Origin of the sequence: Paraliobacillus sp. X-1268 (assembly GCF_003426095.1) — a bacterium.
Lineage (GTDB): Bacteria > Bacillota > Bacilli > Bacillales > Amphibacillaceae > Paraliobacillus_A > Paraliobacillus_A zengyii.
Map to the genome: position 1 here is coordinate 181,979 of NZ_QJSK01000004.1, position 16,358 is coordinate 198,336.

General features: G+C 36.5%; 16 protein-coding genes. 14 read left to right on the forward strand and 2 right to left on the reverse strand.

Features of this window, described 5'->3' with window-relative positions:
- The first annotated feature begins 163 nt into the window (after window positions 1-163).
- From D2K62_RS08445 to D2K62_RS08455, 3 genes are all read left to right on the forward strand, one after another.
- Window positions 164-724 (forward strand): nitroreductase family protein, encoded by a 561-nt coding sequence (locus tag D2K62_RS08445; RefSeq protein WP_198663178.1) that lies wholly within the window; start codon window positions 164-166, stop codon window positions 722-724.
- A gap of 325 nt (window positions 725-1,049) precedes the next feature.
- Window positions 1,050-1,778: an EAL domain-containing protein gene (locus D2K62_RS08450; RefSeq protein ID WP_112182138.1), complete on the forward strand. Its 729-nt coding sequence runs from the start codon at window positions 1,050-1,052 to the stop codon at window positions 1,776-1,778.
- Window positions 1,779-1,874: 96 nt separating this feature from the next.
- On the forward strand, window positions 1,875-2,948 hold the full coding sequence (locus tag D2K62_RS08455) for a C40 family peptidase (RefSeq protein ID WP_112182139.1): 1,074 nt from the start codon (window positions 1,875-1,877) through the stop codon (window positions 2,946-2,948).
- A 683-nt stretch (window positions 2,949-3,631) separates the two neighbouring features.
- Here the strand turns inward: D2K62_RS08455 and D2K62_RS08460 are convergent.
- The gene (locus tag D2K62_RS08460; protein WP_117161247.1) at window positions 3,632-3,874 is read right to left on the reverse strand and encodes a hypothetical protein; all 243 of its coding nucleotides are present in this window, start codon (window positions 3,872-3,874) and stop codon (window positions 3,632-3,634) included.
- A 184-nt stretch (window positions 3,875-4,058) separates the two neighbouring features.
- On the opposite strand from D2K62_RS08460, the gene D2K62_RS08465 reads away from it, so the two are divergent.
- From D2K62_RS08465 to nrdG, 5 genes are all read left to right on the forward strand, one after another.
- The gene (locus D2K62_RS08465; RefSeq protein ID WP_157967867.1) at window positions 4,059-5,492 is read left to right on the forward strand and encodes a zinc ribbon domain-containing protein; all 1,434 of its coding nucleotides are present in this window, start codon (window positions 4,059-4,061) and stop codon (window positions 5,490-5,492) included.
- 22 nt (window positions 5,493-5,514) lie between these two features.
- Entirely contained in the window at window positions 5,515-6,264 is a 750-nt protein-coding gene (locus D2K62_RS08470; RefSeq protein WP_157967868.1) for a zinc ribbon domain-containing protein, read from the forward strand.
- A gap of 75 nt (window positions 6,265-6,339) precedes the next feature.
- Window positions 6,340-6,492, forward strand: coding sequence for a DUF1540 domain-containing protein (locus tag D2K62_RS08475; RefSeq protein WP_112182142.1), 153 nt, complete (start codon window positions 6,340-6,342; stop codon window positions 6,490-6,492).
- A 192-nt stretch (window positions 6,493-6,684) separates the two neighbouring features.
- The gene (locus D2K62_RS08480; protein WP_112182143.1) at window positions 6,685-8,571 is read left to right on the forward strand and encodes an anaerobic ribonucleoside triphosphate reductase; all 1,887 of its coding nucleotides are present in this window, start codon (window positions 6,685-6,687) and stop codon (window positions 8,569-8,571) included.
- Window positions 8,568-9,050, forward strand: a complete 483-nt coding sequence (gene nrdG, locus D2K62_RS08485) for an anaerobic ribonucleoside-triphosphate reductase activating protein (RefSeq protein ID WP_112182144.1) — start codon at window positions 8,568-8,570, stop codon at window positions 9,048-9,050. Before D2K62_RS08480 ends, nrdG begins: the two co-directional genes overlap by 4 nt.
- Here the strand turns inward: nrdG and D2K62_RS08490 are convergent.
- On the reverse strand, window positions 9,042-9,608 hold the full coding sequence (locus D2K62_RS08490) for a nuclease-related domain-containing protein (protein ID WP_112182145.1): 567 nt from the start codon (window positions 9,606-9,608) through the stop codon (window positions 9,042-9,044). The two genes, nrdG and D2K62_RS08490, sit on opposite strands and share 9 nt — an antisense overlap.
- 225 nt (window positions 9,609-9,833) lie before the next feature.
- Here D2K62_RS08490 and D2K62_RS08495 point away from each other — a divergent pair, with 225 nt between their 5' ends.
- The 6 genes from D2K62_RS08495 to D2K62_RS08520 form a co-directional block, all read left to right on the forward strand.
- A complete protein-coding gene (locus tag D2K62_RS08495; protein WP_112182146.1) occupies window positions 9,834-10,196 on the forward strand; it encodes a hypothetical protein in 363 nt (120 codons plus the stop codon).
- Window positions 10,197-10,291: 95 nt separating this feature from the next.
- The gene (gene corA / locus D2K62_RS08500; RefSeq protein WP_112182147.1) at window positions 10,292-11,248 is read left to right on the forward strand and encodes a magnesium/cobalt transporter CorA; all 957 of its coding nucleotides are present in this window, start codon (window positions 10,292-10,294) and stop codon (window positions 11,246-11,248) included.
- A gap of 1,140 nt (window positions 11,249-12,388) precedes the next feature.
- Window positions 12,389-13,207 (forward strand): nuclease-related domain-containing protein, encoded by an 819-nt coding sequence (locus D2K62_RS08505; RefSeq protein ID WP_157967869.1) that lies wholly within the window; start codon window positions 12,389-12,391, stop codon window positions 13,205-13,207.
- Window positions 13,208-13,271: 64 nt separating this feature from the next.
- Window positions 13,272-14,231 carry a nuclease-related domain-containing protein gene (locus D2K62_RS08510; RefSeq protein WP_112182149.1) on the forward strand — a complete coding sequence of 320 codons (960 nt, stop codon included), beginning with the start codon at window positions 13,272-13,274 and terminating at the stop codon, window positions 14,229-14,231.
- 246 nt (window positions 14,232-14,477) lie between these two features.
- Window positions 14,478-15,671, forward strand: a complete 1,194-nt coding sequence (locus D2K62_RS08515) for an MFS transporter (RefSeq protein WP_112182150.1) — start codon at window positions 14,478-14,480, stop codon at window positions 15,669-15,671.
- Between the two features lie 164 nt (window positions 15,672-15,835).
- The coding region (locus D2K62_RS08520) for a transposase (RefSeq protein ID WP_198671286.1) at window positions 15,836-16,358 on the forward strand (523 nt) is incomplete at its 3' end.

Below are 16,358 nucleotides of genomic sequence, written 5' to 3' on the forward strand. Positions count from 1 at the left end.
GCCAAATTTATTCTTATGAGGGTCCTTTACATATTATTTTTATTATGTAAGAAACGGTTTAGTTTACTCTCTACCTATTATATAGAAAAGCTTTAGAAGTTGCTCCTGTTTCCAATTTGTTCTATAATTTTGAACAGATGCGTAACACTAGGAGGAATAAATAATGTCAATCGAAAACTCTCGCAAAGCTGATTATCCAATTCACCCGCAGTTTGTTAACAGGTGGTCACCACGTTCTTTCTTAGATAAAGAGGTACCTGAAGAACTACTCTACAGCACATTAGAGGCTGCACGTTGGGCACCGTCAAGCGGTAATAGTCAACCATGGCGCTTTATTATTGCACGGAATGACGCTGATCGTGCGAAATTTCATCGTTTTATCATGGATGGAAATCGAACATGGTGTGAGCAAGCTCCAGTTCTAATTTTATTACTTTCAGACCAAACAGGTGGGGCACATACTTTTGATGCCGGGACAGCTTGGGGCTACTTAGCTTTACAAGCAGCGGAAAATGGCCTTAGTACACATGCAATGGGTGGTTTTGATAAAGAGAAAGCACGTGAAGTATTGGGTATCCCCGCTACTTATGATCTTCATGCTGTCATCGCGCTTGGCTATCAAGGCGAGAAAGAAGCGCTATCTGCTGTCTTGCAAGAAAGAGAAACACCTTCTCCAAGACGCCCGTTAAGTGAAACCGTTTATGAAGGTACTTTTAAAGAATAATAGATCGATAGATGACTGGTTTCGCTTATGCGGAACCTGTTTTTATGTCATTAGTTATAATTTACTAACATGTAATAGTGTATAATAGGTAAAATGATATTTATTTGACGAAACAGTTGGTTTTTTGGCGGATTTTGGTATAATATAAACCAATAATATGTAAACGCATTTTTATATAAAACGTTATTGATAACTACTAGGTTAACGAATCGAGAGCGCAACGAATCCTTAAGCTACATAACCACTAAACATACATATCTGTGAACCAACTACATGAAATATCCGCTATTATCAGCAGATACTAAAAGAAAAGGAGCGCGTACCTATGTTAATTGATCAATTTATCGAAGAAGAACAATTCCATCATTTTTTTCAACCTATCTTTGATGTGAAAGGTTTGAAAAAGATTGGTAATGAAATATTGCTACGTTCAAATGTTTATCAAAATCCTGAACAAGCCTTCCTAGCGGCAAAAAAAGCGAATAGACTCTATGATTTAGATACACGTTCAATTCATAACGCCTTATTTACCTATCAGGAAACAGACTTTTCTAAGACGGGGCAGTTACTATTTATTAATGTTTTTCCATCGACTATTTCTCATCCGAATTTTAATAGATTTCTAGATCAATTAACTACAGAACTAGCACTAACTAGTAGCAAAATGGCACTCGAAGTTTCTGAATCTGAGTTAATTGAACACCCCGACAATTTTCTTCAGCACCTTCAATCACTTAAACAACAAGGATTTGCAATTGCGCTCGATGATGTTGGAAAAGGCTATGCAAACTTCGATATGCTCATTAAAATGGAGCCAGATTATATTAAGCTTGATCGTTTATTCTCAGATCAACTCGACATTTCCAAAAAGAAACAAGACCTCGTCCGCTTCTTTCTTCACTATTGTCATGAAAATAATGTTGATTTGATATTAGAAGGTATCGAAACAAAAGCAGAAATGGAGATGGCACAGCAGTTAGATATACCTTATGCACAAGGTTTCTTCTTAGGTAGGCCTGCTCCTTCTAGTAACTGGATTACAGTGCATTCATAAAACTACCAAAATAAGCCCTAAAATTTACCGCTTCATGCTATACTATACAAAAGTAGACAAACGCGTACAAGTCAACTTAAAGAGGAGAGTGAAATAGTGAAAAAAACATTGATAAGTCTTTCTGCAGGTGCAGTTATCGCTACTGCTTTCACAGCAACAACTGCTGACGCCGCAACATACACCGTTCAAAAAGGTGACTCTTTATGGTCCATTGCACAAAAAAATAAAACAACTGTCACACAGTTATTAGATATTAACAAACTATCAAGTTCGATAATCTTTCCCAACCAAAAGTTAGAAACAACAAAAGCTACAACAAGTACGACAAATACAGCAACAACTGAAAAGAAGACAACATCTACAACAACTTCAAAAGCTACAACTTATAAGGTTAAATCAGGTGACTCTTTGAGTAAAATAGCATCTGCTCATGGTATTTCCTTAAGTAATTTAATGAAATGGAATGACCTTGATTCAACGTTGATCTATCCGAATGATGTATTAACAGTCTCTAATTCTTCATCTGCTTCCACATCAACATCAACAACTACAGATACTAAAACGGCAACAACAGAGACAGCTTCTAAAACAACATCCGCAACAAAGTACACTGTTAAATCTGGTGATTCTTTGTGGAAGATTGGGCAAAAGTATAGCGTCTCAATTACTGAGTTGAAAAAGCAAAACAACTTAAGTTCTGATATTATTCGTGTTGGACAAGTTCTTTCTATCGGAACAACAGCGACAAAGACAGAATCTGCGAGTTCTTCTTCCGCTTCTGAGACTGCATCTAAAACAGTTGATTATGATGTCACAAAGCTTTTAGAACAAGCAAAATCATACTTAGGTACGTCCTATTTATTCGGTGGATCAAATCCTAGTGCTGGCTTTGATTGTAGTGGTTTTATCTATCATACGTATAATAAAGCAGGTAAAGAAATTAGTAGATTATCAAGTGATGGCTATTATAACCGTTCTTATTATGTGAATACACCTCAATTAGGTGACTTAGTCTTTTTTGAGAATACGTACCGTAAAGGAATTTCCCATCTTGGTATCTATGTTGGAGACAACAGCTTCATTCATGCTGGATCAAGTGGTGTTCAGATTTCAAGCCTAGACAATTCTTATTGGTCAAGCCACTTTGAAGGATTTAAACGTTTTTATTAAAGGTTAAGAGGATCTCACGATGTGTGAGGTCTTTTTTTTGTGTTTTTTAAATATATTAAGCGCAACTTTCGCAGAGTTAAATTTGACTTCGTGCTCCTTCCGAAAGCAAGATTACGATACATTTTACGTACGTGATACATAATGTTAACGCGACATACCGCTCTGGAAATATACTTCGCTTTCCGTGGGCACGACTTCAGCTAACTTTGTAAAGCACAGATCGCTTTACAAAGTGGATCTTCAGCCCGTGCTGTTCCCACAGGAGTCTACGTATATTTCCACCGCTAGTATAGACGTTTCTTTCGTGAGTTAAAAATTATATGTAAGAGAGAAAGTAAACTCTCTATCGCTGTTGAAGTAACTCATTTCCTGCAAGAACAATGCAATCTGAAGCCCTGCCTTTGGCAAAGAATCAATTCTATTTATTAACATTATAATTTGATCCTGAAAGTAGCTTAGGCAGCAAAGGCCTGACACTCCTATGGGAACAACAAATGTTTTCGTTGGGATGAGTAATCGCAATCCCACGAACCGAAGATCAAACAATATAACAGCTATACTCCAAACTTAAAACAGGATACGCATAACAACTTTATTGTAAGCAAAAATCACGTATCCTATGCGAGGATGCGTGATGAGGATTTGGCTATAGATGCGGTGTTTACTATTCTGAGGTGGTTGGGTTATTTTGAAGAGATTAGTTTTTTTAGGTGAAGTGAATTACTTCCTACTTCACTAAATAAAAACGAGATATTCTCTTCCGCTTTATCCATTTTTGTTTCCATTCGATCTAGCCTTGTTTCGATTTTATCAAAACGCTTGTCTACTTCTACGAATCGCTTATCTACTTGATCAAAACACTCGTTCACATTTTCTTTTAACTTTGCTAATGCTTGCAATATTTGCTCGCTTTCCGCTTGTTCCATCTTCTAAACCCCTCCTTCATGTGTGAGTCTATCTTAACATATCCTTTTCTATTAGCCGACAATTTTTCAGCGTAAGTTTATTCCATAATTCAGCAAATCCCGACAAATTCTTATGGTGACTTTTACCTATTTACGCTATAATTAAAAATTGGTATGACAATCTTATTATGAAAGGATGACAACGATGAATTACTGCAAAGAATGCGGGCATGCGCTTAAAAATGATGCACAGTTTTGTTCAGCATGCGGAACACAAACACAGCCGCAAGTTAGTAAACAACTACCTGCTCGATCGTCATGGGGAACTAAGATAAGACAAGCGACTAAAAAGCAAAAAGTAATCGCGATTAGTGTACTTGCTTTACTTGTTCTTTTAATCGGGGGCCATCAAGTCGGCGCGAATATGACGGATAAGAACCGCATCATCGAAAAGTTTGAAACAGCGTTACATGAAGAAGATGCAAAAACAATTGCAAGTATGCTACAAACAAGTGATGAACGGTTAGATATCACGGAAGAGAAAGTTTCTGAACTATTAACGTTGATCGCTGAAACACCTTCTGCCCAACAATATTTTATTAACGAACTGGAATCACAGGCAGATGCTTACGAACAAGGTGAAACAATAGAATCAAGTACTATTTTTTCACTTGAAAAAGAAGGAAAGACCGCTCTTATCTATGATAACTATTTTATCGAAGTGATGCCGTTTTATTTTCAAGTTGGTACGAACATGACTGATGCAAAACTTTTTCTTGGAGAAGAGGAAATTGCAACTAGTGATGCAGATCAATTCACAAAAGAGTATGGACCAGTTTTACCTGGCGTATATACGTTACGTTCGAGTTATAGCAATGACTATACTGTTTTGGAGAATGAGTCTACCATTGAGTTACTAGAGCCTTATCATCAAGATCAATACGTTGATCTTTCACTTTACGGGGAATATGTTTCTTTTAACACAGAATACGCTTCAATCGCTGATTCAATTAGCTACTTCGTTAATGATACCGAACTAGACATTTCAGAAGACGAAGATTTTGGTCCCGTTTCAGTAGATGGTTCAGTGGAAGCTCACGCTGTCTTGACTTTCCCATGGGGAGATGTAACAACTGAAAAAACACCAATTGATTATGCTTATATTGATTTAGCTGTGCCTAATCCTTTTAATGAAGAAATGCAGACAGATATCATTAACACCATCCATGCATTTGGACAAGATTATGCGCTAGCTGGTGAAGCAATGGATGCGTCTTTATTCACGACAGCAACAGATGCATTTATAACGGAAGAAGCATATAGCAACTACAGCTATATGGAAGATTGGGACGAGCGTTGGACTGGCACATATAAAAAAGCTGTTGTTGATTTAGATAGTTTCTACTTGTATCAAACAGACGATACATATGAATTAAGTGTAAATGCTGCGTTTTATTACGATGATGCAGCAACCTACTATGTAGACGATGAAGAGATAGATACCGCCGAGGAGATTAATGAATGGGAAATCACATTCGTATATCAAGCCGATGAAGCTAGCTGGTTAGTAGCTGATTATGCTGGCCTTTGGTCATTTAATGATGAAAACACAGTCGAACGTGTTGTTGAAACAAATTAATTATAACTAAGGGGAAATGAAAATGAATTGTCCAAATTGTCAAGCACCACTAGAGTCAGACGCAAAGTTCTGTACAAACTGTGGGGTGAAAATAGATCACATACAAACGGAAAACACTGATACAGAGCCTGTACAATCAACAGGAACAGCACCTAGTCAGACAACCGATTATGTCCAGCAAGGAAAAGATATTAGCAAACAATATTGGCACTTCATTCCTAGTGCATTAGCAAATCCTTTTGCGGCAAGTAAACATGCAGGTCCAACTAATAAAATAAACGGTCTGATTACGCTGATTTTATTTTCTTTACTGATTCCGTTATTTTCTTATATTAGCTTATCATCTTATTTTAGACCGCCATTTGTTGAAATGGTAGTGAAGCCATTCTTTATTTTTATTATCTTTTTCGCGCTATTACTTGCGGTTAAATATGGTGTTGCAAAGTTAATGAAAGCAGACGTTTCCTTTCTAAATGTTATGACTCGTTTTGGTATATTGATGGTTTTACCAACAGTGACAGCTTTAGCTGCTGTTTTATTCACCATTTTAGGTGTTGAAGATTTCAGCATTATTTTACTAATCCTTTCGATGAGTCTTGCTAGTATAGCGAGTTTCGCGACTGTTTTTTCGATTAAAGAGAAAGCACCTGCTACAGGTGGGCTTGATGTTTTTTACGGCGTTGTTCTAACATATGTTGCAATGGCGATCATTTTATTGATTATTGGCGATAGTATTTTGTATGAATTGGAAAACAGTTTTTACGGATTTTAGGATTTAGTTGTCAATAACTAACACGGATTATTTTTGATGGTTCTTGATAAACTACTGTCATAGGAGGTGGGCGCATTGGCTAAAGATGTTCTATGTGAAGTGCACAATTGCAAGTACTGGGCGAAAGGGAATCATTGCAGCGCAGAAGCTATCTATGTAGTAAGCCATCATGGTAAAAGTGCTGCAAACCAAAGAGAAACTGATTGTCAAACATTTGTACAGCAATAAGCACACCTTCTTTATCGGAACGGATTCAGTTAGCCACTGGATCCGTTCTTTCTATTTTATAAGATAAAAAATTTCTACTGTGATATATCGCACAGTTTTCTGTTCTATCTTCGTGCTAAACTATTTCATATGTACTATATATAGATTATTTCAGTATATAAATACAATATATTGTAATCGGAGTGATAAACTATGCACACACATATAGAAACAGAAGACATGCTATTACAGTCGTTAGACGACATTGTTTATGCAAGTAATCAAGATCTTATCCAAGAGAATGCCAATGTCGATGGCCAATCACCGATGGGACAGATGTCGAAATTCGGATCAGAAGCAGCAAAACATTATGCCAAACAAAAAATGTTAAGCACGGATGTCAGCCAAGCAATTGCAGACAATTTCATCCATCCACATGATCTAGATTTCATGCCAACTGGTACGACAACTTGCTGTCAGATTCCACTTGGTAAGATTTTAAAAGATGGTTTTAATACTGGACATGGCTATATGCGTGAACCAAATGATATCGGAAGTGCGATGGCTTTAGCGTCTATTATTTTTCAATCTAATCAAAACATGCAACATGGTGGACAAAGTTACCCTATGTTTGATTTTGATCTTGCACCATATGTATATAAAACGTTTTTAAAGCATAAAAAGCGTTTGACGAACTATGTGACACGTTATACAAGTATAGAAATTGCAACTATTGCATGGCATGAAACTGATCGTGATGTTTACCAAGCTTGTGAAGCTTTTGTCCACAATTGCAATTCCATGCACTCGCGTGGTGGTGGCCAGGTACCATTCGTATCAATTAATTATGGAACGGACACTTCTATGGAAGGTCGTTTAGTAATGAAGAATATCTTGCTCGCAACAAAAGCAGGACTTGGTAACGGAGAAACACCTATCTTTCCGATTCAAATTTTCAAAATGAAGAAAGGTGTTAATTTTGAACCGGATGAGCCAAATTATGACTTGTATCAATTAGCACTTGAAACGACTGCTAAACGTTTGTTTCCAAACTTTAGCTTTATCGATTCCACATTTAATTATCCCTATTATGACGGTTCGCCTGAATCAGAAGTAGCCTATATGGGCTGTCGAACACGGGTGATGGCTAATCGACATGGAGACGAGACGGGTGTACAACGTGGCAATTTATCGTTTACTTCGCTTAATTTAGTGAAAATGGCTTTATTAACAACTAGTGAAACTGCATTTTTTGAAAAGCTTGATCATTATATGACACTTGCGATTAAACAATTACTCGAGCGTTATCAGTTTCAAGCAAAAAAACAAGCACAACATTTCTCCTTTCTCTACGGACAACAAGTTTGGAAAGATAGTGATCAGTTAGAAGCAAGTGACCAGTTAACAGATGTTTTAAAACATGGCACATTAAGTATCGGTTTTATTGGTTTGGCTGAAGCACTTGTCGCACTTACAGGTGAACATCACGGCGAGTCTGATGAAGCCTATCAATTAGGCTACCGTATTGTTGAACATATGCGTATGTTCGTTGATCTAGCTGCAGAGCGTTATGACTTAAATTTCTCGTTAATCGCAACACCAGCTGAAGGTTTGTCAGGAAAGTTCACTAAAAATGATCAAGCTGTATTCGGTAAAATCCCTCGGGTAACTGATCGTAACTATTATACAAATTCTTATCACGTACCTGTTTATTATAAAATAAGAGCATTTGATAAGATTAAAAAGGAAGGCGCTTTTCACAAGTTATGTAATGGTGGCCATATTTCCTATATTGAATGTGATGGCGATGTCTCAAAAAACACCAAAGCACTTGATACACTGATTAAAACGATGTCAATGAATGACTTTGGCTACGGATCGATTAATCACCCTGTCGACCGTTGTACATGCTGTGGCTATACCGGTATCATCGATAACGAATGCCCTAAGTGTCATAATAACGATCAAGAAAAAGTCGAACGGATCAGACGAATCACAGGTTATCTTGTTGGAGACATGAAGAAGTGGAACTCTGCCAAACGCGCAGAGGAAAGCCAACGTGTCAAACACCAAACAAGCAGTAAGGATACAAAGCAATGAGGGTAATGAATATTATTCATGATTCCGTTGTCGATGGCGAAGGGTTGCGGACAGTTATTTTTTTCGCAGGCTGTCCTCACTTCTGCCCAGGGTGTCATAACCCTGCTAGTTGGAACATTCGTAATGGTATTGAGATGTCCGTAGAAGAAGTCGTCCAAGAGGTCGCTAGTAATCCTTTAACAGATGTGACCTTATCAGGTGGGGAGCCTTTTTTTCAAGCAAAAGAAGTTGCAGAGGTTGCAAAGCGATTGAAAGATTTAGGAAAACATATCTGGGCATATAGCGGTTATACTCTCGAACAGCTGATAGATGCAGAAGATGTCCATCAACGCGAGCTACTTTCCTATTGTGACGTACTAGTGGATGGGCCGTTTATCTTAGCTAAAAAAGACTTAACACTATCCTTTCGAGGCAGTAGTAATCAACGCATTATTGATTTGCATAAAATAGATGTTCCATTAGAAAAGGCTTCACTTTGAGTGAGCCTTTTCTAGTGTTTGCAGTTTCTCTGTTAGTTTTGTTACGTTTTCCTTACTTAAGCGTGGCGTTTTATACGTCTCAATACTTGCAACGATATCATCATACAAGACGACGGTTTTATTCTTCATTAGACTTGGATCAATTGCTAGAATAGCTTTGTTCGAAAAGGCAACAATAGTCGTTATGTACTTCTCATTTAATTGCAAAAATTCTGCTACGTGCTGCTTTCTTTGTTCGTTAGCTCTTAATGGATTAATGAATGGTGTCTGTTTCTTTTTCACTTGAAAAAGCCATTCTTCATCTGTTTCCTTTCCATAAATAGAGCCATCATAATTTTCTCTTTTAATCAAAAAGACTCCGTATATCGAAATGACCACATGATCAAGTCGTTCCGCTTCTGGTAGTTGAACAGCTGAGACTATCTTGTATTCGTTCTCATTTAACGCCTGTAACTTTTGTTGGACATAACTTGAACCCACTTTTTTTCTCAATCTTGTGTAAACTGCACTTATCACAATAATAATCGCTAATACTAGAAAGACATATAAATCAGACATGGTTTTTCCCCCCTCATTTTATTAACTAATTGTCATTTCATCATAACATGCATATAAGCACATTATCTTGTATTATTACTATTTACTAGCTAATAGTTATTATAATTAGTGAATATGTCACTTTTAGGTTGTTTTATGTTAATTTTTGCTTGTTTTCATTGACTTTACAGCGGTTTATCGGTAGTCTAAAAACATTACTGAAAATACAAAAAAGGAGTGAACACATTGTCTAGAGACCATGCACGTGCGCATTTTGCAGATTCTCCCGAAACAGAAGCTACATTTAAAGTAATGAATTGTGAAAGTATCAATAAAACAAGTAGTCAGATCCGTTTACATGAACTAAGTGTCAAAGGGTTACGCTTTTCTACTACCACTGCATTCTCAGTTGGGGATCATATAGTAATAAATTTACGATTGTTCGCACCAACCAATCACATTTTTGGTGAAGTGATTTGGAAAGAACAAGCGCACGAACCAGCTGATTACACGTATGGGATAAAAATTATTATGTCAGACTATGATTACTATCAATTTATGAACTCCTATGATGCCTACATAAAGAACAAGAAACAGTCCGCGCACTAATAAGGTAATACTTACTATATTATAATTTTTCTGATTACTTGATTACTTGTTTATTTTTAATAGCTATACTAGACTATTTGAAGAGGTGATAGTCGATGATACATATTCTAGCTATAAATAACAATAATGAATTAGTGCAACTGAACAGCCTTGATGCACTTAAACAAGAAGCCTACAAATGGTATTGGATTGACTTTGATCAACCTAGTGATAAAGAAGTGCATTATTTGCACGATAGTTTAGACTTTCATCCACTAGCAGTTGAAGATTGTCTCCAAAACTTACAACGTGCCAAGTTAGATTATTATGATGATTTTAGTTTTTTCATTATGCATGCGCTTCAACCAGACGATTTAATACAATTAGAACACGATTTTTTCCTTAATCCTAATTATATTGTCACTTTTCATAAACAAGCTTCCACTGAAATCGAAAGCGTTTGGAAACGTTTATTGTATATAAAGAAACATGATTTAGAGTTGTGGGATCCCTATCGCGTATTTTATGAAGTGTTAGATAAAATTGTTGATCGGTACTTTCCAATTGTTTATGCAATTGAAGATGAGCTTAATAAGGTAGAAGATAATTCAAACCAAGAGGCAATGCCAGCACTACTTGATAAATTATTTGATATTAGACATCAGCTTTTACAATTACGACATACAATTAATCCTGTGCGTGATTTGTTTTACCGGATGTTAAATTCAAGTCATTTAAGTGGTATTAACGATCGCAAAGTCTACTTTGCTGATATTTATGACCATTTGATTAAATTATCGGAAATGGTTGGATCGAATCGTGAAGTGGCTAACGATATCCGTGATAATTATTTGTCATTAAACTCACACCAAACAAATGAAGTGATGAAAGTCCTAACCATCATCACCTCTATATTTGCACCATTAACTTTCATCGCTGGAATTTACGGTATGAACTTTGTTAACATGCCTGAACTCGAATGGGAATATGGCTATTTTATCGTACTTATTGTTATGGCTGCCATGTCAATTACGATGTATGCATGGTTCAAACGTAAAGGATGGTTTAATTAGAGAGGTTCCGAATATGGAGCTTCTTTTTGTTTGATTATTATTTTTTATTTATTATTTATAACTTTTGCAGAGTGAATCAGGCATTTAAGTATCGGTATTACTTGGAAGTCTCACAATCCATAATAGACCTTGACTTCACGCTTCTTTTGAAATCATCTTACGAACTTGAGAGAAACTCTGTGGTAAATATAACTGCTTCGCTCCTCAAGCGAAATGGGCTCCCTTTCCGCAGGCACGGCTTCAGCTAACTTGGAAGCAAAAAACGCTTCCAAGTGGATCTTCAGCCCGTGCTGTTCCTGCAGGAGTGTCGCCCATCTCGATTGATCCACTAGTTTAGTCTGCTAATTAAGCATCATATAAAATGTTTGTTATTTGTCATTAAAATATAAGTTAGCAAAAATTAAATCAACTGCATACAAAGCTGCCACTGCTATGCTTCTTTGAATAGCTATTCGAATTAGTTTATAAAACAGGCAATCGGTCGCTGGACAGACTTTAAAAGTAATACATTATCTGCTTGTCATAAAGATTGATTGTGCTTATCACAATAGTTGTTCAGCATTATACGGATTGATTGTAGCGTAAGGCAGTCGACTCCTGCTGGAAAAGCAAGATCTGAAGATCCACTTCGTAAAACGATTTTCTTTACGAAGTTAGCTGAAGACTTGCCCGCGGAAAGCGACTGCCTGAAGCGGAAATCAACATGGCAGTTAAGATAGAGTCTATAGTAATTCTGTCATTGACAACAATCTTTTAGAAAGCAGACCTTTTTAATGAATGTCAAGTAGTATAACAAATATAGTCGAAACGCAACACACAAAGATTAGCGCTTATTTTAAGTGAGAAAGTTACGTTATTTAAGCTATCTGAACGAAAGATTCATCTACAATTAATTGTCATTTTGTTACACTTTAAAATTTTGTAAAATAATTGTAATTATTTATGGAATTTTTTTGATTATTATTTTATAATCTAATAAAAGCAAAGGAGGTAAACTAACTGATCCTATTTCCTAATATAAAAACGAGTGAACACAAACAATTAGATGCACTTATACCTAGACTACATCAAGGAAATCCAAGTTACCAAAAACTTCACTATCATCACAAAAGGATTGCAAATGCCTATCTAGGTACCAATGTGTTAAATGAATTACTGTATAAGAAAGAGTTATATCAAAAATTCATCTTCTATAATTTACGGCTTCCTAAAAAAGACGCAGGCTATTTCAAATTAAACGCACTCATTATCACACCCTATGTTATCTATTTGATTGTAGTTATGCATGTTAAAAATGAACTTAACTTTAACACAATCGGAAAATTTACATACCTGAATAATGGCGAAACAATAACGGCCCCAAATCCGTTACATGATGCAAACACCCAGATAGCACACCTTCACCAATTCCTAGAACAACATGGACTCCCTCCGATACCGCTTCACCCTATCGTTACCTTTACACACCCAAAAGTAATTTTGAACTTTGATAGCAACTTCGATGATATGGTTAAAAGCAAGTTTTTACTACAGCGTATTACCATGCTACGTTCCATCTATCAAAAGCGATTCTATCAAATCGACCAGCTAGAGTACCTCGCAAATCAACTAAAAAATCAAAACAGACCACAAAACTATAATGTGATTAAGAAACATCAGATTCCAACACAAGACATTCGAAATGGTGTATGGTGTCGCAAATGCAAACAAGAAATGATGCAACGTAAACAAGGCTACTGGAAATGCACTAGCTGCCATAGCCGTTCCAATAGCGCGCATATCATTGCCTTACATGACTATGCATTACTTTATCGTCCACAGATTACAAACAAAGAAGCACGTCACTTTTTACAAGTTGATTCAGCTACTGTGGTGACAAGATTATTAGGTTGTTTAGATATTAAACAAAGTGGTTATGCAAAAACGTCATCTTATCATTTAGATACATTGATTAAATAATTTTGATTTGGTAGCGCTCTTTTGAAAAGCGCTACTACTATTCATAAAGAGAGGAATTAATATCTTGATTATAAAACCCCTACAAAAAAATCCAGAACTCAAACAGTTAGAAGTGCTTATGCCTAGACTCTTACACCGTGAGCCAATGTTCCAACAATTAGAGCATGTATATGGTAAGTATACTAGTGGATTTTATGGCGAATCCTCTCTTGCTTATCCTTTTCAGTTATTACATCTAAAATCAGCTTTCATTTTGTATGACTTGCGACTACCCTGTGTTAGTGACTATTTCCAGATTGATGCCTTACTTTTAACACCTAGATTAGGTATTATTATTAAAGCAAAAAATTTCAAAGGAGAAATCACGTTCAACCAATCTGACCAAATGATTCGAACACTTGATGGAAAAAAGAACAGTTACAAAAACCCCCTCCACCAAGCCGCTATCCAAAAAAGGCATCTTGAAAGCTATATTATGAGAAACGGTTTCCCCTTCTTACCGATTCATACACTCGTATCATTTACCCATCCCAATGTGATTCTTCAATTCAATCAGCGAGAACCCGATATCGTGGACAACCACCACCTCTCACTCCGAATAGATGAACTTTTACAACAATACCAAGCTAATTATTATACGAAAGAACAACTCAAGAAACTTGCTAATAAGCTGAAAAATAACCATACGCCTAAAACGTATAATGTGATCGAAAAGTATCAGATTAATAGAAGTAATATTAGAAATGGTGTTTGGTGTCCTGTTTGTAAAAAGGTAATCATGAATCGTGCACATGGCTATTGGATCTGCCCAGTTTGTAAAGTAAAAAATAGAGAAGCACATATCCAAGCATTGAAAGAATATGCGCTATTATTTGGATCTACTATCACGAATCGACAAGCTAAAGCATTTTTACAATTAAAATCGAGCCACATCGTCAAGCGTCTACTGGCTAATATGAAGTTATCTTATGTTGGTAAAACAAAAGGCATTGTATACTCACTTCTGTCTTTATTAGATGACTGACCTAGATGGCGATCGCCTTATCATTCTGAGTTTCGCCCGATTCGGCTTGCGTTCGCCCGATTATCTGAGTTTTCGCCCGATTCGTGCTGCGTTCGCTCGATTGATCACGCGCCCATTCGACTCATCTCTCACCATTATCAAAGCCAAAATTGATAAATTCTATACTTATCGGCGAATCTAGTTAACAAAGTCTTTTATCTTGTGTATAATATATTTCGAGTGCCGAAAGAAAGAAGGAATATAATTATGGCAGATAATGCACGGACGCAAACAAAGACAGCAATAAATGAAGATAAGATTTGGACGAAAGATTTTGCCTTAATATGTATGGCAAACTTTTTTATTTTTCTCGGGTTTCAAATGACTTTGCCTACGATTCCTCTGTTCGTACAAGAGCTAGGTGGAAGTGATCAATTAATTGGGTTAATTACTGGTATTTTTACATTTTCCGCACTATTATTCCGGCCATATGCTGGACATGCTCTCGAATCAAAAGGACGACAATTTGTTTATATGATTGGACTCGGAATTTTCGTTTTATCTGTTGCCTCCTATTCTATTATTACAAGTATTGGTTTTCTGATTGTGATGCGTATGGTACAAGGGGTTGGTTGGGGATTTTCTACAACTGCAACTGGAACGATTGCAACGGATTTAATTCCACCTAAGCGACGCGGGGAAGGAATGGGCTATTTTGGGCTATCTGGGAATTTAGCACTCGCATTTGGTCCAGCACTTGGATTGGCATTAGTAGATATTATTAGCTTTCCACAGCTGTTCTTAATCTGTGGATCACTTGGTTTTGTTTCCTTTTTATTGTCAACACGCATACGTTATAAAAAGATCGAGGCATCACAACATAAAGCGGCAACTATTAAATTTGATATTTTTGAGAAAAGTGCGATTAAACCTGCTATCTTACTCTTCTTCATTACCGTAACATTTGGTGGTATTGCGTCTTTTCTACCACTATACGCAACACAAAAAGGTATTGAAGGAATTGGCATTTACTTTCTCTTCTATGCTCTATTCTTAATGATATCACGGAGTTTTGCTGGTAGACTTTATGACGCTAAAGGTCATATTGCCGTATTTCTTCCTGGCACACTCATGATTGTAACTGCGATGCTCTTATTAGTTTGGTTACCAAACTCTCTCGTTTTATATATCGCGGCTGCGTTCTATGGACTCGGATTTGGAAGTGTTCAACCTGCTTTACAAGCATGGGCAATTAATGAAGCTGCAGCTAACCGTAAAGGAATGGCTAATGCTACTTTCTTTGCATCCTTTGACCTTGGTGTCGGTGTTGGTGCAATGACATTTGGCTTAATTGCCGCAAGCTTTGGCTATAGCTTCATTTACTTAGTTTCAGCTTTCTCTGTTATTACATCAATGATGATTTATATTAGCTTGTTGTTTAAGAATGGACGGAAAGCCTAATAAAAAGAGGCTGGGACAAAACTCAGATAAACAATAAAAAGTTGCATCTTCCAACGGTAGTTGGAAGATGCAACTTTTTTATAAAATCGAAAATTTTAGTAAGTAAAAAAGGATACCTTCTGATAAAATTAAAGTACCACACAATAACAATCGGAGGTATCCTTATGTTTAAAGATTATAACATGAATCAAGTAATTTTGCCGTTAGATTTTGAAATGAAATTACAAAAAAATGATATTGCCTATACGATCCATGACTTAGTAGAACAAATACCTGATAAAGCATTTTCTGTTTTCTTACATGAAACAGGTTGTCCTGCTTATCATCCACGCATGATGATGAAGGTTATTTTATGTGCTTACACGCAATCTGTTTTCTCTGGAAGAAAAATTGAATCATTACTGAAAGATAGTGTACGTATGATGTGGTTAGCGCAAGGTTATGAGCCAAGCTATCGAACGATTAATCGTTTTCGAGTCAATGAAGAAGTACAAGAACTGTTACGCCAATGTTTTGTACAATTTCGATGCCAACTGGTGAAAGAAGAGCTGATTGACCAGGAAGCGATCTTTATTGATGGCACCAAAATAGAAGCAAATGCCAATAAATTTACGTTTGTTTGGCGAAAAGCGATTGAAAAATACAGTGCGAATTTGGTGGAGAAATCAAATCAACTGTACGATGAAT

Excerpts from the sequence above, each read along its gene's own strand:
- D2K62_RS08445 (WP_198663178.1), top strand. The coding sequence starts at position 164 with ATGTCAATCGAAAACTCTCGCAAAGCTGATTATCCAATTCACCCGCAG.
- D2K62_RS08450 (WP_112182138.1), top strand. The coding sequence starts at position 1,050 with ATGTTAATTGATCAATTTATCGAAGAAGAACAATTCCATCATTTTTTT.
- D2K62_RS08460 (WP_117161247.1), bottom strand. The coding sequence starts at position 3,874 with ATGGAACAAGCGGAAAGCGAGCAAATATTGCAAGCATTAGCAAAGTTA.
- D2K62_RS08465 (WP_157967867.1), top strand. The coding sequence starts at position 4,059 with ATGAATTACTGCAAAGAATGCGGGCATGCGCTTAAAAATGATGCACAG.
- D2K62_RS08470 (WP_157967868.1), top strand. The coding sequence starts at position 5,515 with ATGAATTGTCCAAATTGTCAAGCACCACTAGAGTCAGACGCAAAGTTC.
- D2K62_RS08480 (WP_112182143.1), top strand. The coding sequence starts at position 6,685 with ATGCACACACATATAGAAACAGAAGACATGCTATTACAGTCGTTAGAC.
- nrdG (WP_112182144.1), top strand. The coding sequence starts at position 8,568 with ATGAGGGTAATGAATATTATTCATGATTCCGTTGTCGATGGCGAAGGG.
- D2K62_RS08490 (WP_112182145.1), bottom strand. The coding sequence starts at position 9,608 with ATGTCTGATTTATATGTCTTTCTAGTATTAGCGATTATTATTGTGATA.
- corA (WP_112182147.1), top strand. The coding sequence starts at position 10,292 with ATGATACATATTCTAGCTATAAATAACAATAATGAATTAGTGCAACTG.
- D2K62_RS08515 (WP_112182150.1), top strand. The coding sequence starts at position 14,478 with ATGGCAGATAATGCACGGACGCAAACAAAGACAGCAATAAATGAAGAT.